At 54.3% G+C, this 20398-nt stretch carries 24 protein-coding genes; 8 read left to right on the forward strand and 16 right to left on the reverse strand.

From position 1 onward, the window contains the following. Nucleotides 1–498: 498 nt before the first annotated feature. From drpB to LZ634_RS17315, 4 genes are read left to right on the forward strand one after another with little or no spacing between them, the layout of a single operon-like run. Entirely contained in the window at nt 499–780 is a 282-nt protein-coding gene (gene drpB, locus LZ634_RS17300; protein WP_234507447.1) for a cell division protein DrpB, read from the forward strand. 45 nt (nt 781–825) lie between these two features. Beyond that, the gene (locus LZ634_RS17305) at nt 826–1533 is read left to right on the forward strand and encodes a phosphohydrolase (RefSeq protein ID WP_234507449.1); all 708 of its coding nucleotides are present in this window, start codon (nt 826–828) and stop codon (nt 1531–1533) included. Nucleotides 1534–1576: 43 nt separating this feature from the next. Then, a complete protein-coding gene (locus tag LZ634_RS17310) occupies nt 1577–2998 on the forward strand; it encodes a DNA cytosine methyltransferase (RefSeq protein ID WP_234507450.1) in 1422 nt (473 codons plus the stop codon). Further along, nucleotides 2979–3473 carry a very short patch repair endonuclease gene (locus LZ634_RS17315; RefSeq protein WP_234507453.1) on the forward strand — a complete coding sequence of 165 codons (495 nt, stop codon included), beginning with the start codon at nt 2979–2981 and terminating at the stop codon, nt 3471–3473. Before LZ634_RS17310 ends, LZ634_RS17315 begins: the two co-directional genes overlap by 20 nt. Here LZ634_RS17315 and yedA read toward each other — a convergent pair. Further along, nucleotides 3448–4359 (reverse strand): drug/metabolite exporter YedA, encoded by a 912-nt coding sequence (gene yedA / locus LZ634_RS17320; RefSeq protein ID WP_234507455.1) that lies wholly within the window; start codon nt 4357–4359, stop codon nt 3448–3450. The genes LZ634_RS17315 and yedA overlap by 26 nt on opposite strands. 175 nt (nt 4360–4534) lie before the next feature. On the opposite strand from yedA, the gene LZ634_RS17325 reads away from it, so the two are divergent. From LZ634_RS17325 to dgcQ, 3 genes are all read left to right on the forward strand, one after another. Beyond that, nucleotides 4535–5446, forward strand: a complete 912-nt coding sequence (locus LZ634_RS17325) for a DUF808 family protein (protein ID WP_234507457.1) — start codon at nt 4535–4537, stop codon at nt 5444–5446. A gap of 77 nt (nt 5447–5523) precedes the next feature. Continuing rightward, the gene (locus tag LZ634_RS17330; protein ID WP_234507459.1) at nt 5524–5703 is read left to right on the forward strand and encodes a YodC family protein; all 180 of its coding nucleotides are present in this window, start codon (nt 5524–5526) and stop codon (nt 5701–5703) included. 197 nt (nt 5704–5900) lie between these two features. Continuing rightward, nucleotides 5901–7607 (forward strand): cellulose biosynthesis regulator diguanylate cyclase DgcQ, encoded by a 1707-nt coding sequence (dgcQ, locus tag LZ634_RS17335; RefSeq protein WP_320673466.1) that lies wholly within the window; start codon nt 5901–5903, stop codon nt 7605–7607. 321 nt (nt 7608–7928) lie between these two features. Here the strand turns inward: dgcQ and LZ634_RS17340 are convergent, their stop codons facing one another. Next, complete coding sequence (locus tag LZ634_RS17340; protein ID WP_234507463.1) at nt 7929–8135, reverse strand: YodD family protein; 207 nt, start codon at nt 8133–8135, stop codon at nt 7929–7931. A gap of 172 nt (nt 8136–8307) precedes the next feature. Here LZ634_RS17340 and dsrB point away from each other — a divergent pair, with 172 nt between their 5' ends. Next, nucleotides 8308–8496 (forward strand): protein DsrB, encoded by a 189-nt coding sequence (gene dsrB, locus LZ634_RS17345; protein ID WP_234507464.1) that lies wholly within the window; start codon nt 8308–8310, stop codon nt 8494–8496. Between the two features lie 51 nt (nt 8497–8547). On the opposite strand, the gene rcsA is transcribed toward dsrB, so the two are convergent. The 14 genes from rcsA to fliF form a co-directional block, all read right to left on the reverse strand. After that, nucleotides 8548–9171 (reverse strand): transcriptional regulator RcsA, encoded by a 624-nt coding sequence (gene rcsA / locus LZ634_RS17350; RefSeq protein ID WP_234507466.1) that lies wholly within the window; start codon nt 9169–9171, stop codon nt 8548–8550. A gap of 276 nt (nt 9172–9447) precedes the next feature. After that, complete coding sequence (fliR, locus tag LZ634_RS17355) at nt 9448–10242, reverse strand: flagellar biosynthetic protein FliR (RefSeq protein WP_234507468.1); 795 nt, start codon at nt 10240–10242, stop codon at nt 9448–9450. Between the two features lie 5 nt (nt 10243–10247). Then, complete coding sequence (fliQ, locus tag LZ634_RS17360; protein WP_035896987.1) at nt 10248–10517, reverse strand: flagellar biosynthesis protein FliQ; 270 nt, start codon at nt 10515–10517, stop codon at nt 10248–10250. 9 nt (nt 10518–10526) lie between these two features. Next, a complete protein-coding gene (gene fliP / locus LZ634_RS17365; RefSeq protein ID WP_234507469.1) occupies nt 10527–11264 on the reverse strand; it encodes a flagellar type III secretion system pore protein FliP in 738 nt (245 codons plus the stop codon). After that, nucleotides 11264–11602 (reverse strand): flagellar biosynthetic protein FliO, encoded by a 339-nt coding sequence (gene fliO / locus LZ634_RS17370; RefSeq protein ID WP_234507547.1) that lies wholly within the window; start codon nt 11600–11602, stop codon nt 11264–11266. The genes fliP and fliO overlap by 1 nt, the downstream gene beginning before the upstream one ends. Before the next feature lie 94 nt (nt 11603–11696). Further along, a complete protein-coding gene (gene fliN / locus LZ634_RS17375) occupies nt 11697–12110 on the reverse strand; it encodes a flagellar motor switch protein FliN (protein WP_234507471.1) in 414 nt (137 codons plus the stop codon). Next, entirely contained in the window at nt 12107–13111 is a 1005-nt protein-coding gene (fliM, locus tag LZ634_RS17380) for a flagellar motor switch protein FliM (RefSeq protein ID WP_234507474.1), read from the reverse strand. The genes fliN and fliM overlap by 4 nt, the downstream gene beginning before the upstream one ends. Nucleotides 13112–13115: 4 nt before the next feature. Next, nucleotides 13116–13583, reverse strand: coding sequence for a flagellar basal body-associated protein FliL (gene fliL / locus LZ634_RS17385; RefSeq protein ID WP_234507477.1), 468 nt, complete (start codon nt 13581–13583; stop codon nt 13116–13118). Between the two features lie 103 nt (nt 13584–13686). Further along, nucleotides 13687–14880: a flagellar hook-length control protein FliK gene (locus LZ634_RS17390; RefSeq protein ID WP_234507479.1), complete on the reverse strand. Its 1194-nt coding sequence runs from the start codon at nt 14878–14880 to the stop codon at nt 13687–13689. After that, a complete protein-coding gene (fliJ, locus tag LZ634_RS17395; RefSeq protein WP_052283531.1) occupies nt 14877–15320 on the reverse strand; it encodes a flagellar export protein FliJ in 444 nt (147 codons plus the stop codon). Before fliJ ends, LZ634_RS17390 begins: the two co-directional genes overlap by 4 nt. Before the next feature lie 139 nt (nt 15321–15459). Then, a complete protein-coding gene (fliI, locus tag LZ634_RS17400; RefSeq protein ID WP_234507481.1) occupies nt 15460–16836 on the reverse strand; it encodes a flagellar protein export ATPase FliI in 1377 nt (458 codons plus the stop codon). Beyond that, on the reverse strand, nt 16836–17537 hold the full coding sequence (gene fliH, locus LZ634_RS17405) for a flagellar assembly protein FliH (RefSeq protein WP_234507483.1): 702 nt from the start codon (nt 17535–17537) through the stop codon (nt 16836–16838). Before fliH ends, fliI begins: the two co-directional genes overlap by 1 nt. Further along, nucleotides 17530–18525, reverse strand: a complete 996-nt coding sequence (fliG, locus tag LZ634_RS17410) for a flagellar motor switch protein FliG (RefSeq protein WP_061279218.1) — start codon at nt 18523–18525, stop codon at nt 17530–17532. Before fliG ends, fliH begins: the two co-directional genes overlap by 8 nt. Beyond that, nucleotides 18518–20200, reverse strand: coding sequence for a flagellar basal-body MS-ring/collar protein FliF (gene fliF / locus LZ634_RS17415; protein ID WP_234507485.1), 1683 nt, complete (start codon nt 20198–20200; stop codon nt 18518–18520). The genes fliG and fliF overlap by 8 nt, the downstream gene beginning before the upstream one ends. Nucleotides 20201–20398 lie beyond the last annotated feature (198 nt).

The raw sequence follows: 20398 nt of genomic DNA on the forward strand, positions 1-20398 counted from the left end.
AATGCTCAGGTTTATGCTCTTAGTGAATGTATTGATAATGAAAGAGATAAAAAACCGCGATGCACGGATATCGTCGGGGAGATGAAGTAAATAAACAATTTCATGCATAACAAAAGACTAATAACAAAGTGAATCATGGCATGTTTCAAGTGAGAAACATTGATGTAGTTAGATGGTTTGTTTTATTAGCAATGTGAATGGTAAGTGTAATATATAAAAATATGAAGTATGTATTTGCGATAAATTGCAAGAGTAAAAATAATGGCGTGAAGAAAAATACCTGGAGAGATACATAAGATGTGGCCTCTTGGTATGTGATAGCAATGATTATCGTGCTGGACGACAAAATTGCCGAGGATCAACTGAGCGCCATTTCATCGCGTTAAGGTCGAATCAGAGACTATCGCGTGCGACTTAAATCGTTATAATGTGACTGTTGTCACGTTTTGTCTGATGACGTTATTGCCGTTAGTATTATTCGTGTGATGAGAGTGGTTTATGGAAGAAAGGATGAATCGCAGCCCTGGCGGTAGACTGGCGCTCTGGGTTTTCTACGCGTTTTGCGGTTACTTTGTCTGGGCGATGGTGCGTTACATTTGGGTCATCAGCGCAGTACAAAGCATCCCTGGGGCAACCCTTGACGGTGAGATTGGTTCTACCAGCGGCAAATGGCTGGGAGCGCTACTGGGTTTTCTGTTACTGAGTATCGTGGGTTTACTATTGGGGGGCATCGCCTGGTATACGCGTCCTCGCACGGCTGAACAGGAAGAGCGCTTGTAATATTGCTATGCTGGGGATCGGTTTACATCCTTAGGTAGCGATGGAATGGATCTCACGACATGGCAGCAACACATTGAGTTGTGGTTTGAACAACATTATGACGGCGGCGATGCTTCGCATGATATTGCCCATTTCCGCCGGGTATGGCGGTCCGCGCAGCAGATTGCCGATGGACAGTCGGTTTGTCTGACCGTCGTTCTCTTCGCCAGCTATTTTCACGATTTGGTCAGTTTGCCGAAAAATCATCCTGACCGCGCCCGTTCTTCTCTCCTATCCGCCGAGCGGACGTTACAGATTTTATCGCGCGATTTCCCGCAGCTTCCTGCCGAACATCATGCCGCCATTGCCCATGCTATCGAAGCGCATAGCTTTAGCGCGCAAATTGCGCCGCAAACGCTAGAAGCCAAAATTGTGCAAGATGCCGATCGCCTGGAGGCGCTGGGGGCGATAGGTCTGGCGCGCGTCTTTGCGGTCTCTGGTGCCATGAATACCGCGCTATTCAATGCCGATGACCCTTTTGCCGAGAGTCGCGCGCTGGATGATAAAGCTTACGCCCTTGATCATTTCCAGACTAAGTTACTGCGGCTGCCGGAAACCATGCAAACGGCAAAGGGTCGTGAAATAGCACAGCGTAACGCGGATTTTCTGGTGCACTTTATGGCCAAACTGGGTGCCGAATTGAGCGGAGACCCTGACTCGCTGAATGCCAATGTGCTCAGACGATTCGCGGCGCAAGATCTGCCCAACTTATGATAATCTCAGGCTTATTTTCCTTTTTCTGTATCTGGTCAATTTTATGCAACAGCGAGTCTTAATAAACGAGGTGGTGGCGAGCCCTGAACCGGATGCTCAGGCGCTGCTCCAGCATATTCTGGAAATTTACGATCTTAAGACCGTTGTCGCCGAGCTGATTGCTGTGGGGGAACAGCACTGGAGCCCGGCCATCATCAAACGCGTCGTCGCGTTATCGCGCGCCAACACTCGGTTGAGTGAAAATGAGTGTGCGCATCTGGCGGCGATGCTGCCGAAACCACCGGCGCATCATCCGCATTATGCGTTTCGTTTTGTCGATCTCTTCGCTGGAATCGGTGGGATCCGCAGCGGTTTTGAAGCCATTGGTGGACAGTGTGTTTTTACCAGCGAGTGGAACAAACATGCGGTGCGGACCTATAAAGCCAACTGGTACTGCTGTCCGCAGGAACATCAATTTAATGCCGACATTCGCGACGTCACGCTCAGCCACCATCCCGAAACCAGCGACAGTGAGGCCAGGGCGCATATTCTGCAGTCTATCCCCCAGCATGATGTCCTGCTGGCGGGTTTTCCCTGTCAGCCATTCTCGCTGGCGGGGGTATCGAAAAAGAACGCCATGGGACGGGCGCACGGGTTTGCCTGTGATACCCAGGGAACGTTGTTCTTTGACGTGGTGCGTATTATTGACGCTCGCAGGCCGCCTATCTTTGTGCTGGAAAACGTCAAAAACCTGAAGAGCCACGATAACGGGAAAACCTTCCGTGTCATCATGCAGACTCTGGATGAGCTGGGTTATGAGGTGGCTGATGCGGCGGCAATGGGGGCTGACGATCCGAAAATTATTGATGGTCAGCATTTCCTGCCCCAGCACCGCGAACGTATTGTACTGGTGGGTTTTCGCCGGGATTTAGGGCTGCAAGAAGGGTTTACTCTGCGCGATATTCCCGCGCTATACCCGGAACATCGTCCTGGTTTTGCGGAATTACTGGAACCAACGGTCAATCCGAAATTTATCCTGACGCCGGTGCTATGGAAATATCTCTATCGCTATGCCCAAAAGCATCAGCAGAAGGGCAACGGTTTTGGCTATGGTCTGGTCGATCCTACGCGGGCAAACAGCGTCGCGCGTACGCTCTCAGCGCGTTATTACAAGGATGGTGCCGAGATCCTCGTCGACAGAGGCTGGGATCGTTCGTTGGGCGAGAAAGACTTTGACGATCCACAAAACCAACTGCATCGCCCGCGTCGTCTGACGCCGCGTGAATGCGCGCGTCTGATGGGTTTTGAATCACCGCAGGGATACCGTTTCCGCATCCCGGTGTCCGATACGCAAGCCTATCGCCAGTTTGGCAATTCCGTTATCGTGCCGGTGTTTGCCGCCGTTGCTCGCCTGCTGGAATCGCGCATTTTGCAGGCCGTAGCGCTACGTGATGCGGACAAGAACGATGGCAGACGTTCACGATAAGGCCACCCGCAGTAAGAATATGCGCGCGATTGGCGCGCAGAACACGGCTATTGAAAAACGGATGGCGGCTTTGCTGGATTCGCTTGATCTGCGCTGGTTAGCGCAGGACAGCAGTCTGCCGGGCCGCCCCGATTTTACCCTCAGTGACTACCGCTGCGTGGTCTTTACCCACGGCTGTTTCTGGCATCATCACGACTGTTATCTGTTTAAAGTCCCTGCCACCCGAACTGAATTCTGGCTGCACAAAATTAACGGCAATGTTTTGCGCGATGCGCGCGATATGAGGCTGCTCAGTGAGCAGGGCTGGCGCGTACTGGTCGTGTGGGAATGCGCGTTACGGGGACGAATGAAGCTGAGTAACGCTGCGCTGTGTGAGCGTCTGGAGGAGTGGATCTGCGGCGGCGACGGCAGCGCGCAGATCGGCACTCAAGGGATTTCGCGTCTGACTTTTATTTCTGCGTCGGACACGCAATAGCCACACTTTTCGCCGGGAACAGATACTTGCCAAGCGTGACCAGCACGACCGCCGCAATGATAATCGCCAGCGCCAGCCACTCTATGGCGGACAAATTTTCGCCGTTAAAGCTGGTGCCTAACAGCACGGCGACCACAGGGTTAACGTACGCATAGCTGGTTGCCACCGCCGGAGTGACGTTGCGGATAAGATACATGTAGGCATTAATGGCGATAATCGAGCCAAATACCGACAGATAACCCACTGCGAGAAAACCGCGTAAATCGGGCATGGTGGTCAGACGTTCCCCGCTCAAGAGCGAAGCTGCCATCAGGACAATTCCGGCGGCCAGCATTTCAATGGCCCCGGCCATCATTCCGCTCGGCAGCGTAATCCGCGAGCCGTACACCGAGCCAAACGCCCAGCTCAGGGAACCGATTAAAATCATCAATGCCCCCCAAGGATTGCCGCTGAGGTTGCCGCCGCTATTGAGCAGAACAATTCCGGCAAGACCAATGGCAATCCCCATCCACTCCAGTTTACGCGTAGCGATACCAAAAAAGCGGCTAAAGCACAGGGTAAATAATGGTACGGTGGCCACCATTACCGCCGCGATACCGGAAGGCACATGCTGATGTTCGGCGACTGTTACCATGCCGTTACCGATAGCCAAAAGCAGCACGCCAATCAGCGCTGCATTCAACAGCGGTTTAGGTGCCGGCAGACGGTGACCGGTCGCCAGCAGAAAAATGAACAGTACGATGCCCGCTGAGAGAAAGCGTACGCCCGCCATCATCAGCGGCGGCCAACTGGCCACGCCAATGCTGATGGCAAAGTAGGTCGATCCCCAAATGATGTATAACGCGAATAGCGCGCCAACCAGCGGCAACAGATGTTTAAAACGCATACTTCCTCACGGCAAAATAGCAAGCAGGCAGATAGTAAACGCCAAAACTACCTCGCTGGCGAGTGCTTTAATTCAGGGATTGATGTTGCCTTTATGTTATGAATATGTATCACTTACTCCCAGCGCTTTTTTGCTTCATACTTTGTTATCAATACAAAAATGAAGGATGTCACTTGTGGCAGGAAGTAGCTTATTAACGTTATTAGATGATATCGCCACCTTACTGGACGATATCTCCATGATGGGCAAGCTGGCGGCGAAGAAAACCGCTGGCGTATTGGGCGATGATTTATCGCTCAACGCGCAGCAGGTCTCGGGCGTGCGCGCGAACCGCGAGCTGCCGGTGGTGTGGAGTGTCGCCAAGGGATCGATGCTCAACAAAGTCATTCTGGTGCCATTGGCGCTGCTGATTAGCGCCTTTATTCCCTGGGCGGTAACGCCGTTGTTGATGATTGGTGGCGCCTACCTCTGTTTTGAAGGCGTTGAAAAAGTGATGCATACGCTGCATGAGCGTAAGCATAAAGATGATGATGATGCGCGCCAACAGCGTCTGGAAGCGATTGCTCAACAAGACCCCGGTAGCTACGAGCGCGATAAGGTGAAGGGCGCTATCCGTACGGATTTCATTCTGTCGGCGGAGATCGTGGCTATCACTCTGGGCATCGTTGCCGAAGCGCCGCTGCTCAATCAGGTGCTGATTTTATCCGGCATCGCGATACTGGTGACGGTGGGGGTTTATGGCCTCGTTGGCGTTATCGTGAAGCTTGATGATATGGGCTACTGGCTAGTAGAAAAACGTAATGCACTGGCGCAGGGGCTGGGAAAAGGGCTGCTGGTGGTTGCGCCGTGGCTGATGAAGATACTCTCGGTGGTCGGTACGCTGGCGATGTTCCTGGTCGGTGGCGGGATTGTGGTTCACGGCGTTGGTCCACTGCATCACGCGATTGAGGCATTCTCTGCACAGCAAACCTCCTGGGTGGCGATGCTGCTGCCAACGCTGATAAACCTGGTGCTGGGCTTTATCCTCGGCGCCGTCGTGCTGACGGTGGTAAATGGGATTTCACGTCTGCGTCAGAGCAATGTATAAAAAATGCTACCCCGCTACGCAAACCGGTCAGGAATCGGCTAAGGTGAAACAGTTTCACCCTGATACCGGAGGCAATAATGGTCTTTTTGGTCAGTGATGAAGTCAGGCCCAAAAGCGGCGGGCCGAGGATGGTCGTAACGGGATATGCCAGCGGGATGGTTGAATGCCGTTGGTATGATGGATTCGGCGTCAAGCGGGAAGCTTTCCGCGAAGATGAGCTGATCCCCGGCGATATTCATAAACAAGAAAAGACGTAATGACCGCGTCTACGCCCGGCGTTTGCCGGGCGATTTATACTCGTCTTCCTTCAATGTGAATGATTGCGAGTATCGAACTGCATATTTCAGAATCTTTGTCGTAGCATGAAGTTGTGGAGCATCATGAATTATCAGCAGCAGACAAACGTCAAAAGAGAAAGCGTTGTGGTGATAAGCAGTAAGCACAGGGGGCAAAAGTGCATCCCTTAACGGTAAAGACCACTGCCTCACCTCCTGGACTGTGGGCGAGGCTGACCCGGCGCATACGACCTGAACGGGTCGTGAACATCTGCTTTCTGGTAGTGATGTTTTTTTCGACACTTTTGACCTGGCGTGAAATCATCGTGCTGGAAGATGCCTATATCTCCAGCCAGCGTAATAACCTCAAAAACGTCGCTAACGACATGGATGCGCAGCTACAGTTCAACACCGACAGGCTGCTGTTTTTCCGTAACGGTATGCAGTCGGCGCTTCAGATCCCTCTGGCTTTTGAAATTCTGCGTACAGCGGAACAGCAATTTGAACGTCAGCGCGCCTTACCGGATTGGCGAATTTCCCTCAATAACAACCGTACTCTGCCGCTCACCGGCGTGTCGGATGCGTTCGTCGAAAATACGCATCTGCTGTCGCGCGATAACGCGCTGCTGGGGAATGAGTTTATGGCGAGCATTGAGCTTGGCTATCTGCTGCGGCTCTCATCGCTAACTCGTCAGCATGTTTCTCGTTTCGAGACGCATATGATTTACGTTTCCCGCGCGGGGTTCTATCTCAGCACTGAGGACGAGCAGCGCGGTAGCATTACGGAATACTATTACAAGTTGGTCACTAGCCCGTGGTTTACCATCCAATCCCAGCGTAATAACTCGGATCGCGGCGTCAAATGGCTCACCACCTTTAATCAGGACAAACCCCCGAGTGCAGAGATGGTCATTGCCTCTGCGCCGCTGGATTATCAACAGTATTGGTACGGCGTGCTGGCCATCCAGCTGTCGGTCAACGAGATGGCCCAGTTTCTCATACAGTCGATAGAAGGTGAGGACGACGGTGAATATCAGCTCTACGACCGCCGCATGAATCTCATTGCTTCTTCCGAACAGCTTCCCTCACGGCGCGTTCAGCTCTCACAGGAAGTGCAGGCTCAGCTTTCTCACGCTTATGAGAGTGACAATGAAGGCAGCGTGCGTCAGCTTTCGCGTTTTATCAGCTGGGAAAAGCTGCGTAACTTTGATGGTGTACTGCTGCGTATTCACAGTCTCGACGATGGCATACGCGGAGATTTCGGCAGTATCAGTATCGCCTTGACGCTCCTGTGGCTGCTGTTTACCTCGATGCTGTTGATCTCGTGGGCGGTGATTCGCCGTATGGTGCGCAATATGTCGTCGCTGCAGGATTCGCTGGAATGGCGTGCGTGGCATGACATGCTGACGCGTTTGTATAACCGTGCCGCGCTGTTTGAGCGTGCGGGCAAAGCGCTGGCGCTTTGCCAACAGAACAATCAGCCGATGGCGGTGATTCAGCTCGATCTCGACCATTTCAAAAGCATCAATGATAAGTATGGCCATCAGGCCGGCGATCGGGTGCTGGTGTATATCGGGCGGGTGATTATGAACAAAATCCGCAAACACGATATTGCCGGGCGTGTCGGTGGGGAAGAGTTCTGTATTGTGCTGCCGGAAACGTCTCTGGAACAGGCCCGCGTCATAGCCGAGCGTATTCGCGAAAGCATCAATGCCCGTGAAATTCTGGTTGGTAAGAAACAGACGATTCGGGTCAGCGCCTCGCTCGGGGTGTGCTGTAGCGAAGAGCTTTACCAATACGACTTTGAGCATTTGCAATCCATTGCCGATAGCCGTTTGTATCAAGCGAAGAAAGGCGGGCGCAACCGTGTCAGTACGGAAGATTAAGAGCAAAGTCGGCGACAGAGGCCATAGCACATAAATTTTACTTATGGATAAAATAAACCCTAAGAAAAATCTCAAACGTTGGATGAGGATTTTTTGAATGAATAATCATCAACTATCTGATTTTTAACGCTGTTCCAGGAGAGGGTATGAACGATGGATGTCCGGTCATACTTATTTATTAGGTGAATAATTCTTGTCATTCGAAATAAACGAAGATAATGTTTCATCCACGTCAGATTTCCTGATGTAACGAATATTTCAATGCTTCTTGCTTCGGCAAGGTTGATCCCGACGCGTAGGTGTCGGGATTTTTTTACCCGCCTAGCGCGTCACTTCCGTGATGCTGAAATCATGAATATCCAGCTCGAAGGCTTCCGCCAGCTCATGCCAGGTATGGTATTCTCGACCGTCCACGCTAACATGATGCGGGTCACTCGCCGCACGATGAATCTCGCTTTCGCTGATCTCGTTGATGGCCGCCAGCAGCGCATCAACATTTACCCCCCGAGGGTTAATGGTCGTTTTCATCATCAGTACCTTTTTTCCGCTCCCTGTATAAGTATACATCTGTTGAATGGTTCTGCTCATTTTTTGAGCAATTAACAGTAAGCGACGGATTAATAGGCAGTTATGCAGCAATGCGCTGTCAGCCCGACGATTTTGTTCTACACTGGGCTAAACCAATCAGGAGATGACGTTTATGCAAGTTAACGATCGTGTGACGGTCAAGACCGATGGGGGGCCACGTCGCTCCGGTGTTGTTCTGGCCATTGAGCAGTTCAATGAAGGAACGATGTATCTGGTGGCGCTGGAAGATTACCCGCTGGGGATCTGGTTCTTCAATGAGCTGGGGCACCCTGATGGGATCTTTGTCGAAGTAAACGAATAGTATTAGACGTCTGGCGGTAGACATACCGCCAGTTTCCCTGTCCCGCGAGTCCTAGCGCATATTCACAAAGATGCCCGAAGTGACGTTCTCTGCCAGGCGAACAACGTGGTAGATAACCTGTTTGTTATGCGTTTTTATCTTCCTTTTAATATTACCCTTATGTGATGATACCGTTTTGGCTTTAATATTCATCTGATCGGAAATTTGAATCGTTCCCTGGCCTGACATCCACATTTTCAGCATGCTTGATTCTGTCCGGCTTAATGACAATGTGGAGACGCTAGTTTGCTTTGCATCTGCAGTTTCTTTTTTCAGATAATTCCCTAGAATAATATCAAGCGTTTCCGGTTTTATCGATTTGGAGCTAATTAGCAGATTACTCCGTACCATCAAATATTCATCAAAATGTATATTGGCAATAGCCATAAAAACGATGAATAAAGTTCTGGGATGTTGATTAATGATCTGCTTGATATGCAGGCTACTCTGCACATCGTGAATGAAGCAGTCCTCATTAATGAACACGACAGAGGGTTGTCGGGCGCTACAGATTTCCGCAAGCCCGTCTACGCTGTCTACATTGTCAATATCTCGCTTCTTCACTCCACGACTGGCCAGGTATCCGGTTAACCCTAGCCGCGTGTAACTGCATATATCCATAATAATCGTTGACATGGCATACCCTCACTCAATGCGTAACGATAATTAACCCATTACCCTCGAACTTCATCGTCCTAACGAACCTGGTGAAAATAAAAATGAGAATGAAGACGATCAGGCGGCATCAACTATCCCGTAAAGTTACGTATAATTTGCCAGGAATCTTCTCAAAGTAAAGTAAATGTTATGATTTGTGAATAATCTAAAAACAAATAACCCGCACCAGCGATATGCTGGTAGATGTTTTATCGTTTTTATTTTAGGAATTTCCTTATAATAGCCGCGGTGGCATTATGGAGAATTTATGCGTGGTAACTCGGTGATAATATCTGCTAATAGATCGAATATTTCACCAAATAAATGTTCACAGAAGGGGGCAATCAATGGCATTAATGCAGCCATCAGCAAAATACCCACGGTCAACGTAATAGGGAAGCCAATCACGAAGATGGACAGCTGTGGCGTCATTCGGTTGAGCATGCCCAGCGCCAGGTTCACCGTCAGAAGCAGGGTGATAATCGGCAAAGCCAGCATCAAACCGTTAAGGAAGATCATGCCACCGGCTCGAGTGAGCGCCAAAAATGCGTTGCTATTGATCGGTTCGCCGCCAATAGGCAGAGTGTGAAAAGTATCGACTAGCAGTGAAATGAGCCACAAATGGCCGTTAAATACCAGAAATAGCAGCAGCGCCAGCATATCCATAATACGCGCCAGCACCGGCATGTTGAGATTGCTGCCGGGATCGACAAATGTGGCGAACGACAGGCCCATCTGTAAGCCAATAATCTCGCCGCTGGTCCTTATCGCAGCAAACGCAAACTGCATAGTAAAGCCCAGCGCAATACCGATAAGAATTTGCTGTAGCGCGAGCCACAGCGCATGCGCCGAGAATAACGGAACTTCCACCACCGGCAGCGACGGGGCTATCACAATGGTTATCAGCACGCCAAGGCCCAGCTTAACCCGCTTAGGTACCGACTTTTCGCTCAGGATCGGCGCGGTGGTGATCAGCGCCAGTACGCGCAGAAGCGGCCAGAAATACAGGCTTATCCAGGAGATCCACTGGTCGCTGGTGACGTGCATCATGGGGCTTAACCGATGATGTAGGGAAGGTTATTGAATAACGTGCGCACATAGTCGAGCAGCAGGTTGAGCATCCACGGCCCGGCGACAATGATGGCAATAAAAACGGCAATGATTTTAGGAATAAATGACAGGGTCATTTCGTTAATCTGCGTGGCTGCTTGCAGAATACTGATAATCAGGCCGGTCACTAGCGACACCAACAGCAGCGGGGCGGCCAGCGCTAGCGCCACCTTCATCGCTTCAGTGCCCATCATCATGACGGATTCAGGGGTCATGGTTACTCCTTAACTGTAAAAACTTTGCGCCAGCGACCCAACCAGCAGCTGCCAACCATCAACCAACACAAACAGCATCAACTTGAACGGCAGCGCGATAGTGGCAGGGGGAACCATCATCATCCCCAGCGCCATCAGTACGCTGGCAATCACCAAATCGATAATCAGGAACGGAATGAAGATGGTGAAACCAATCTGGAAGGCCGTTTTCAGCTCACTGGTCACATAGGCCGGTAGCAGAATGCGCATCGGTACGGCTTCTGGCCCCTGAATCGGCGCGCTGTTGGCAAGCCGTGCAAACAGCGCCAGGTCAGCTTCGCGCGTCTGGCGCAGCATAAACTCACGCAGCGGCTGCGCGCCTTTATCCAGCGCTTCCTGCATGGTGATTTTGTCTTCGCTAAACGGTTGATAGGCGTCGGTGTAAATTTTATCGATAACCGGCGACATGATAAAAAAGGTTAAAAACAGCGCCAGCCCCAGCAGAACCTGGTTTGGCGGAGCGGACGGCGTACCTAACGCGCTGCGTAACAGGCCAAAAACGATGATGATGCGGGTAAAGCTGGTCATCATCAGCAAAATGGCCGGAATAAAGGTTAGCGAGGTGATAAACACCAGCGTCTGCACTGGTAGCGACCAGCTCTGGCCACCGTTGGCTAGCGGCTGGCTGATTAAGCCCGGCAGCTCGGCAAAGGCCGAAGGGGAGAGAAGCAACAGCCCGCCCAGCGTAAGGGAAAATAAACGACGCATCAGGATCTCCCGGGACGCTTAAGCATAGTTTTCATCAGTGAAGCAAATTCTGGCGCCGCCGCCGGTGACGGCTGAGCATCGACAGGGGCCGGCGGTAAGGTATGCAGTAAAGTGACCTGCTGGGCGGTTACGCCAAGCACCAGTCGCGCATCTTCGACGTTAACAATCACCACCCGTTCACGATTGCCCAGCGAAGCGCTAGCGCTCACCGACAGACCGTTGACCGTGCGGCCTTTTAGTGCGCCGGGCATCACCCGTTTCACGACCCACGCGGCAGCGAGAATTAACACAATAATGCCCAGCAGCGCGCCGCTAACCTGAATCAACGGCGAAGTCATGGGTTCATTGGCATGCGCCACGGTGACCGACTCAGTGGTGTGCGCGGTCGTTGCGGTCGATGTCGGGTGCGTTGTGCTGGGCTGGGCTTTCATATTAACGACTCAGGCGACGCATACGTTCTGATGGCGTAATGATATCGGTGATGCGTACGCCGTATTTATCGGCCACCACCACCACTTCACCCTGGGCAATCAGATAACCGTTAATCAGAATATCCAGCGGTTCGCCAGCCAGACCGTCCAGCGCGACGACCGAACCTTGGGTCAGACGCAGCAGCTCTTTAATGGTCATCCGGGTACGGCCCAGTTCGACGGTCAGTTTGACCGGGATATCCATAATCAGATCGATATCCTGCAATGTGCCGCTGACATCGCCGCCGCCAAGTTGCTGGAACACCGCGTCAGCGGCGCTTTTGCTGGTGGTTGATTGTTGCTCGTTCAGCGCTTCAGCCCACAGATCGTCCACGGATCCGCTGTTGTCATCGGGTGGAGTATTCATATCACTCATTTGGGCTGTTCCTCGTTCAGCGAATTCAAAATCGGGTTGATCAAATGTTCTACGCGCAGCGCATACTGGCCGTTGACGGTGCCGTACTGGCTGGTAAGTACCGGTACGCCATCGACGTGGGCAATAATGCGATCGGGCTTGTCAATCGGCAGGACATCACCGGGTTTTAATTTGAGTATTTGTGATAAACGCAGCGATATATCGGCGAAGTTCGCCACCAGTTCCAGCTCTGAGTGTTGTACCTGGCGCACCAGGTTTTCCCGCCAGTTCTGATCTTCATTGCGCGAGTTCTCCAGCGGTGGATTAACCAGCAGCTCGCGCAGCGGTTCAATCATGCTGAATGGCAGGCAAATATTGAACTCGCCGGTCAGGTTGCCGATTTCCACATGGAACGGCGTGTTAACCACGATGTCGTTTGGCGAGGTGGTGATGTTGGTGAATTTCACCTGCATCTCCGAACGCACGTACTCCACTTCCAGCGGGTTAATCGCTTTCCACGCGTCGCTATAGCCTTCCAGCGCCAGCTTCAACATGCGGTTGATCACGCGCTGTTCGGTATGGGTGAATTCGCGCCCCTCGACCTTGGTCGGAAAACGGCCATCGCCTCCGAACAGGTTGTCAACGGCGATAAACACCAGGCTTGGTGAAAACACCACCAGACCGGTGCCACGCAGCGGTTTCAGATGAATCAGGTTGAGGTTGGTCGGCACCGGCAGGTTACGCGCAAACTCGTGATACGGCTGAATGCGGATCGCACCGACGGTAATGTCCGGGCTACGACGCAGCAGGTTGAACAGCCCCATACGGAAGTGGCGCGCAAAACGCTCGTTAATGATCTCCAGTGCCTGCAGACGTTCACGAACCACACGTCGCTGAGTATTGGGATCATAGGGGCGAATATCATCTTCGCCCACTGCACGCGCCAGAGGCTCGCTGGCGTTATCGCTGTCACCGTTGAGCAGCGCATCAATTTCGGCCTGAGAAAGAATACTGTCGCCCATAGCGCTATCGCAGAATAAAGGCGGTGTACAGAACGTCGGTAATGTCCTGTTTAGGCTGATTGGCAATCAGCGGTGCGCTCAATGTCGCTTTGATATCGGCGGCGAGCTGTTTTTTACCCTCGTCGGTGGCGAGCTTGGTTGCATCCTGGCGCGACAGCAGCAGAAGCATCCGGCTACGCACTTCCGGCAGATAGTCGTTCAAACGCGCACGGTCGGCTTCGCCCTTCATCCGCAGGGTCACACCCACGTAGAGCACGCGATCGGCATCGCCCAGGTTAACCGTAAAGGTATCCAGCGGGAAAAAGACCGGTGCGGCCGGCGGTGGGGCTTCTTTTGGCGCGGCTTCAGCGGTCTTATTTTCAAAACGCCAGTAGCTGTAGCCCGCGGTGGCGCAGGCGGCAAGCGTTACCAGCACCAGTAGCGGGATCCAGATAGAGCGTTTGCTCTTTTTAGTGATTGCGGTGTCAGTCATCTGAAACGGTCTTCCTTTTAGTACTGCTTATCAGATGATTATCCCGCCTCCCGCGCGGGTCAAAGCGTGGAAAAGACGGGAATAATCATGTTACCTCGGGCGTTTAAGCAAAGATGTCTACTGCGTTGTCGCCGCGGGCGGCGGATTGCAGCGCGGCAGGGACGGCCAGCACATCGCCATCTTCCTGGCCGTCAGCGGCACTCGTGTTGCCGCGCGAGGCGAAAGACTGCTGGGATGAGGACTGTTGCTGCTGACCGGCAAAACCGTCGCTGCTGATATTGCTCTGCCCCAGTTGAATACCGTTATCCTCAAGCTGGCTGCGCAGCATCGGGAGTGCAGCCTCCAGCGCGGCGCGTACGTGGCTGTGCGGTGACATCATCTGGATCTGCGCAAGGTTATCTTCCACTTTCAGCGTGATGTGCACCTGACCTAAGGCCTCGGGGTGCAGACGCAGTTCGGCGGTCTGCTGACCCTGACGAGTGAACAGCGTGATGTGCTGGCTGACGTTTTGCTGCCAGTCCGGCGTACCAAGCTGTGCATGGATGTTCGCGGTGGCGGCTGCGGCAGACGCGGCCGCTGGCGTGACGGTTTGCGCGGCGACCGGGGTCAGCGTGGAGGTTGGTGCCGCCGGGCTTGGGGCGCTTTCTGCTTCTGCCTTTTGTGCAGGGATCACAAAGGCGGAATCTGCGGGCAGGGCGCGAGCTTCGGTCTGTGGTTGTGACGCAGGCGTGCCTTTCACATCGACAAAGCCTTCCGCTTTACCGCCGCCGCGGTTTAGCGACGAGCTCAGGGTGTTGAGCGTCTCGCTTGCCGCCGTTGGCGTGGTTGTGCTGGCAACCTGCTGAATTTGCGGCGTGGCTGGCAGCATGGCCATTAACGCGCTGAGGCTTTTCAATTCCTCGTCGCTGAGTTTACTGTCCGCCGCTTTATCATCGCTGTCCGACGTTGAAACGCTCTCTTTGCCCGCCGTCAGCTCACTTTTAAGGTGGGCGGCTAATGAGCTCAGCAGCGTCTGCGCATCCACCGGCGTCGCGACATCAATATCGGCCGTCGCGCTGGCAGCGTCTTGCTGCATTAACCATTGGGTGAGAGATTGGCCCTGGGTTTTCAGCGAACGCGTCGAGTCGACCTCATCGCTTGCCGGTAAGGTGGCTTTTTCCGCGCTGACGCCAGGAAGTTGGCTTAACGCCCCCGTCAGGAGTGCCAGAAAATCCTCAGGGCTGCCCGCGGTTTTCGCCGCAGCATCCGCGCCGGGAAGGGTTGCATCGCTGACAACAAGATTAGGCAGAGTGATCATTCGGGTTTCCTCAAGGTAGCGCGTTGGGCAAACTCATCCATCTTCTTCTGGTCAAGGCGGTTTTCCGCCAACAGCTCTGCGGAGGCCTGCCTGTCCTGTAGCGTTTGCCATGCCTGCAAACGCTGTTTTTTCTCTCGCCAGAAAGTCAGCGCCTGTTCCACCTTGTTATTCCACTGGATTAACTGCTGGCGGTGTTGGTCAATGGCTTTCTCAAGCGTCTGGATAAACTGCTGGTAGTTTTGCCAGCGTAGGCTGGCTATCCCCTGACTCATGTCGTTGTTCAGGTTGTTCTGGTATTCAAGCTGGTAGTCCATCAACATTTTCAGCTGTTCTTCCGCCTGCTGGCAGCCGCGCCGCATCTCGCCCAGTACCAGGGCGGCGTTGTCGACATCGGTTTCTGCCAGTTCTTTTAGCGTTGCTAATGCACCATGCTGCGCCATGTTTGTGATCCTCTTGCTTCACTCTACCCGTCATACTTCGAGTGGCATGTGTGTTGGCTGCGTTCGTACACCCCAGTCACTGACTTCAGTCAGCTCTAGGGGATTCACTCTCTTGCCGCCTTCATGTCACTCGAATTATTTAGGGTAACGACGTTGGGAAAATCATTTCCAGATTCAGGATTGACGATTCCCAGTCTGCTTTTTCAAGAATGCCTTGCTGCAAAAACGCCTCCAGCTGCGGCCACAGCGTAATGGCCTTGTCGAGCATCGGATCGCTGCCTTTGGCATAGGCGCCGACGCTTATCAGGTCACGGTTACGCTGGAAGCTGGAGAGCAGTTGTTTAAAGTGCCGGACCTTCGCGTAGTGCTCTTCGCTTATGAGCGCGGTCATTGCACGGCTTATCGACGCTTCGATATCAATGGCCGGATAGTGACCGGCTTCCGCCAGCCGTCGCGACAGTACGATGTGGCCGTCGAGAATGGCGCGCGCGGAGTCGGCAATCGGGTCCTGCTGGTCATCGCCTTCGGTCAGCACCGTATAAAACGCGGTGATGGAGCCACCACCGCTGATGCCGTTACCGGCGCGTTCTACCAGAGCAGGCAGCTTGGCGAAGACCGACGGCGGATAACCTTTGGTTGCCGGAGGCTCACCGATAGCCAGGGCGATTTCACGCTGCGCCATCGCATAGCGGGTGAGGGAGTCCATAATCAACAGCACGTGTTGACCTCGGTCGCGGAAATCTTCCGCCACGCGGGTGGCGTAGGCGGCACCCTGCATGCGCAGCAGCGGCGAAACATCAGCCGGTGCGGCGATCACCACCGAACGGGCGCGCCCTTCGGTGCCGAGAATGTTCTCGATAAAATCTTTGACTTCGCGGCCACGTTCACCGATAAGCCCGACGACAATTACGTCGGCGCGGGTATAGCGCGCCATCATGCCGAGCAGCACGCTCTTACCGACGCCGGAACCGGCGAACAGCCCCATACGCTGGCCGCGACCCACGGTGAGCAGGGCGTTGATCGGCCGTACGCCGGTATCCAGCACGTGCTCGATAGGCGTTCGTTGTAGCGGGTTAAACGGCTGGGTGATCAGCGCGCCGGTTTCGGTGGTGTCGGGAGCAGGGAGGCCGTCCAGCGGTTTACCGCTGCCGTCCAGGACGCGCCCAAGCAGCGCCGGGCCGAGCGGCAGCTGTTTGCCGCTTTGCAAACCTTCACCGGCGATATTGCGTGCATAAACGCGCGCGCCGGGCAGGATCCCTTCGACCTCTTCCAGCGGCATTAAAAACAGGCGCTGGCCGTTAAAACCCACCACTTCGCTCTCAACTTCCTGAGTCTCTGTGCCCTGCTGACGTTCGATAATGCAGGTTGCCCCCAGCGGCAGCTGTAGGCCGGTGGCCTCCAGAAGCAGCCCGGTGGCGCGGACCAACCGGCCGTAGCGGCGTACGGCGGGAAGCTGTGCGATGCGTGCTTCAAAGTTGTCTAACGTGTTGAGCCAGCGGGTCAGACGGACGGTCATCAGCAGGCTCCCGGTGCCGCCAGGCGGCACAGTTCCTGCCAGCGGGTAGCCACGCTGGCGTCAAGATCGCCTTCATCGGCGGAGACTTTACAGCCGCCGGGATGCAGGGTTGGGTCGCCGCGCAGCCGCCAACCGTGCAGGTTGAGCGTTGCACCAAGCATCTCTTCGACGCGCGGTAAATCTTCCGGGCTCACCCGCAGCTGCGGTTTGCCGGTAAACAGCGGCTCTTGTTGCAGCAACGATTGAATCTGTTTAATCAGCGCGGTGTTATCCACCACCGGCACCTGGCCGACGATTTGCCGCGCCGCTTCCAGCGCCATCTGCATCAGGCGTGAAGCGATAACGCTGTCCAGCGTATCCAGGGTGTGCTGGAACTCGCTCGCCAGCTGTTGCATGCGGGCATGAATCGGCGCCTGTTCCTGCTTTGCCTGCACCAGACCTTGTTCCAGCCCCTGCGCCAGACCTTCCTGATAACCTTGCTGTTGTCCGGCGGCTTGGCCTTCACGCAGCCCGGCCTGATAGCCCTGTTCATGGGCTTGAATCTGTAGCTGGGCCAACTGCTGCTGTTGCAGCTGTTCGGCAGAAATTTCCTCCTGCGGCTCGCCGTCGGGTTCATCGACGGAGAGCGGGGTAAACTCGGCCACCGTCGGTGGCGCGAGGTCGTCAGGCTGCCAGACTTTCCACGGTGTGGTATCAGACATAGGTGTCGTCTCCGCTGCCAATCACCATCTCGCCGGTCTCGGCCAGTCGACGGACGATAAGCAGAATCGCTTTCTGTTCGTTCTCCACCTGAGACAGACGCACCGGCCCACGGTTGGCCAGGTCGTCGCGCAGAATATCGGCCGCACGCTGGGACATATTGCGCAGGAACTTCTCGCGTAGCGGCGGCTCGGAGCCTTTGAGGGCAATAAGCAGCGATTCGGAATCCACTTCCTGCAGCAGGCGTTGGATGCTGCGGTCGTCGACTTCGACCAGGTTTTCGAACAGGAACATTTCGTCGATGATTTTCTGCGCCAGATCGCCGTCGAACTCGCGCACCGCGGAGATAACTGCTTCTTCCTGCTGCGTTTTCATCAGGTTGATAATTTCTGCCGCCGTTCTCACGCCGCCCATTTTGCTGCGCTTGAGGTTCTGGCCGTCGAGCAGGTTGTTCAGCACTTCGGTCAGCTCTGCCAGCGCGGCTGGCTGTACGCCGCCGAAAGTGGCAATACGCAGCATCACGTCGTGGCGCAGACGTTCATCGAACAGCGCCAGAATATCGGCCGCCTGGCCGCGTTTAAGATGCACAAGAATGGTGGCGATAATCTGCGGATGCTCGTCGCGGATAATATCGGCCGCGCTCTGCGGCTCCATAAAGTTGAGCGTTTCGATGCCGCTGGTGGTTTCGCGGGTTTCGAGAATATCTTCCAGCAGGCTGGAGGCACGCTCTTCGCCCAGCGCTTTGACCAGCACCGAACGCAGGTATTCATTGGCATTGACGCTCAGTGCGGCAAACTGTTCAGCTTCTTGCTCGAACTCTGCCAGCACGTCGGTCAACTGCTTGTTGGAGATCTGCTTGACGTTGGCCATCGCCGTACTGAGCTGCTGCACTTCGCGGGTGCTGAGGTGCTTGAACACCTCAGCCGCGCGATCTTCGCCAATCGTCATCAGCAAAATGACGCTTTTGTCGATTCCGGAAAGATTACTCATGATCGTTATTCATCCATTGGCGAATGACCAGCGCCACGACGCGCGGATCGTTATCAGACATCTCACGGATACGCTGGCTCATGACTTCAGCGCCCAGACGCTGGTTGGCACGGCGCTGCTGTGTCTGTTCATCTTTACTCAGGCGTACCTCAACGGCTTCCTGAATTTCCTGCTGCGCTTTGCTCTGTTCAACGGCGGCTTGAGCAACCTGCTCACGGCGCGCCAGCTGCGGTTTAATCGCTTTACGCCACAGCAGCCACGCCACGATCAGGACCAGTAACCAGCGGCCTGCGGACATCAGCTGATCGATAAACGACTGTTGTTTCCAGAACGGCAGTTCGCCACCGGACTCATCGGTATCGGTGAACGGTGAGTTGACCACGTTGAGGGTATCGCCACGCGTCGTGGAGAAGCCCATCGCTTCGCGGGTCAAATCTTCAATCTGCTTCATCTGGTCGCTGGTCAGCGGCAGCGGTTTACCGTCCGGCAGATTGCGATAATTGACTACCACGGCCACCGAAAGACGCTGGACATCGCCGACGTTCTTTTTGGTATGCATGATAGTGCGGTCCACTTCGAAGTTGCTGGTTTCGCTGCGCTGGCTGTTATGCGGGCCGGTAGTAGTGGTGGTGCGTGCGGCGCCATTCTGGCCGTTGGCGGCCTGATTCGCCGTTTGGTTAGTCGGTGGGTTGGCAATCGGCGCTGACGGCGCGGGCGCTGGAGTATTTGACAGCGCACCCGGCACGCCGCCCGGATACGGGCTACCGCTCTGATCGCTTTCGCTCACCTGACGGGAACGAATGGCCGCCTGAGTGGCGTCACCGTTTGGACGGTACTGCTCATCGGTCTGTTCTTTATTATCAAAGTTAACCTGCGCAGTGACCTGCGCGTGAACGTTGCCGTTACCGACAATAGGCCCAAGGATGGCTTCGATGCGGCGCTGCACGCGGCCTTCAACGTCAGCGGTATATTTCAGCTGAGCATCATTAAGGTCACGGGCGCTGGTATTGGATTGGGTCAACAGATGCCCACCCTGATCAACCAGTGTCACGTTACCCGGCGGCAGGCCGGCAACGGCGCTGGAGACCAGGTGCACCACGGCGGAAATTTGCCCTTCATCGAGCGCGCGGCCCGGTTCGAGGTTGACGGTAATCGACGCTGACGGTGATTTTTGCTCGCGCACGAACAGCGACGGTTTTGGCATCGCTAAATGCACCCGCGCGCTTTTGACCGGGCCAAGCGTTTCGATGGTTCGCGACAGTTCACCTTCCAGCGCGCGCTGGTAGTTCACCTGCTCGCTAAACTGGCTGATGCCGAATTTTTCCTGGTCCAACAGCTCAAAGCCCACGGTGCCGCCTTTCGGCAGACCGAGCTGAGCCAGACGTAAACGCAGTTCGTGAACTTTATCCGCAGGCACTTCCAGTGCGCCACCGTTATCGGCAAAGCGATAGGGGACGTTCATCTGGGTCAGTTGAGTCACAATCGCGCCGCCGTCCTGGTCGGACAGATTGCTAAACAGCGTGCGGTAGTCCGGGGCTTTGGCCCACAGAACCATGGCCACGAGAACGGCCACCGCAGCGGCGCTTGCCACCATCAGTGGAATTTTTGGATTGGCGCGCAGGCGATTCACCCATTCAAGGGTTTTATTTTGTGTGGCCGTAGCACTCGCGCTCATTGCGCACCTCGTCGATCCTGATCAATGGCGTTAAACGTGAACGAAAACAAAGCAGACTCCCAGGTCAGAACACATAAAGACAGCCATGCCATTATTTGACGCTTTGCGATTTTTGATGGCCCAAATAACCCATTTTTATAGCGCTATTTAGCGCCTTTATCTTATTGACAAACTGCTAAGCTCGTTCACAGGTTAAAA

This window comes from Kluyvera intermedia (assembly GCF_021440345.1).
In the GTDB taxonomy this organism is placed as follows: Bacteria; Pseudomonadota; Gammaproteobacteria; order Enterobacterales; family Enterobacteriaceae; genus Kluyvera; species Kluyvera intermedia_A.

Coding starts and splice junctions, on each gene's coding strand:
- fliO (WP_234507547.1), bottom strand. CDS start 11,602: ATGACTTCGCCGTTGATTCAGGTTAGCGGCGCGCTGCTGGGCATTATT.
- fliI (WP_234507481.1), bottom strand. CDS start 16,836: ATGACCGTCCGTCTGACCCGCTGGCTCAACACGTTAGACAACTTTGAA.
- LZ634_RS17305 (WP_234507449.1), top strand. CDS start 826: ATGGATCTCACGACATGGCAGCAACACATTGAGTTGTGGTTTGAACAA.
- fliG (WP_061279218.1), bottom strand. CDS start 18,525: ATGAGTAATCTTTCCGGAATCGACAAAAGCGTCATTTTGCTGATGACG.
- yedA (WP_234507455.1), bottom strand. CDS start 4,359: ATGCGTTTTAAACATCTGTTGCCGCTGGTTGGCGCGCTATTCGCGTTA.
- LZ634_RS17315 (WP_234507453.1), top strand. CDS start 2,979: ATGGCAGACGTTCACGATAAGGCCACCCGCAGTAAGAATATGCGCGCG.
- fliM (WP_234507474.1), bottom strand. CDS start 13,111: ATGGGCGACAGTATTCTTTCTCAGGCCGAAATTGATGCGCTGCTCAAC.
- fliQ (WP_035896987.1), bottom strand. CDS start 10,517: ATGACCCCTGAATCCGTCATGATGATGGGCACTGAAGCGATGAAGGTG.
- fliJ (WP_052283531.1), bottom strand. CDS start 15,320: ATGGCGCAGCATGGTGCATTAGCAACGCTAAAAGAACTGGCAGAAACC.
- fliL (WP_234507477.1), bottom strand. CDS start 13,583: ATGACTGACACCGCAATCACTAAAAAGAGCAAACGCTCTATCTGGATC.
- fliN (WP_234507471.1), bottom strand. CDS start 12,110: ATGAGTGATATGAATACTCCACCCGATGACAACAGCGGATCCGTGGAC.
- fliF (WP_234507485.1), bottom strand. CDS start 20,200: ATGAGCGCGAGTGCTACGGCCACACAAAATAAAACCCTTGAATGGGTG.
- fliR (WP_234507468.1), bottom strand. CDS start 10,242: ATGATGCACGTCACCAGCGACCAGTGGATCTCCTGGATAAGCCTGTAT.
- dsrB (WP_234507464.1), top strand. CDS start 8,308: ATGCAAGTTAACGATCGTGTGACGGTCAAGACCGATGGGGGGCCACGT.
- LZ634_RS17330 (WP_234507459.1), top strand. CDS start 5,524: ATGGTCTTTTTGGTCAGTGATGAAGTCAGGCCCAAAAGCGGCGGGCCG.
- LZ634_RS17310 (WP_234507450.1), top strand. CDS start 1,577: ATGCAACAGCGAGTCTTAATAAACGAGGTGGTGGCGAGCCCTGAACCG.
- drpB (WP_234507447.1), top strand. CDS start 499: ATGGAAGAAAGGATGAATCGCAGCCCTGGCGGTAGACTGGCGCTCTGG.
- fliP (WP_234507469.1), bottom strand. CDS start 11,264: ATGCGTCGTTTATTTTCCCTTACGCTGGGCGGGCTGTTGCTTCTCTCC.
- LZ634_RS17390 (WP_234507479.1), bottom strand. CDS start 14,880: ATGATCACTCTGCCTAATCTTGTTGTCAGCGATGCAACCCTTCCCGGC.
- LZ634_RS17340 (WP_234507463.1), bottom strand. CDS start 8,135: ATGAAAACGACCATTAACCCTCGGGGGGTAAATGTTGATGCGCTGCTG.
- rcsA (WP_234507466.1), bottom strand. CDS start 9,171: ATGTCAACGATTATTATGGATATATGCAGTTACACGCGGCTAGGGTTA.
- fliH (WP_234507483.1), bottom strand. CDS start 17,537: ATGTCTGATACCACACCGTGGAAAGTCTGGCAGCCTGACGACCTCGCG.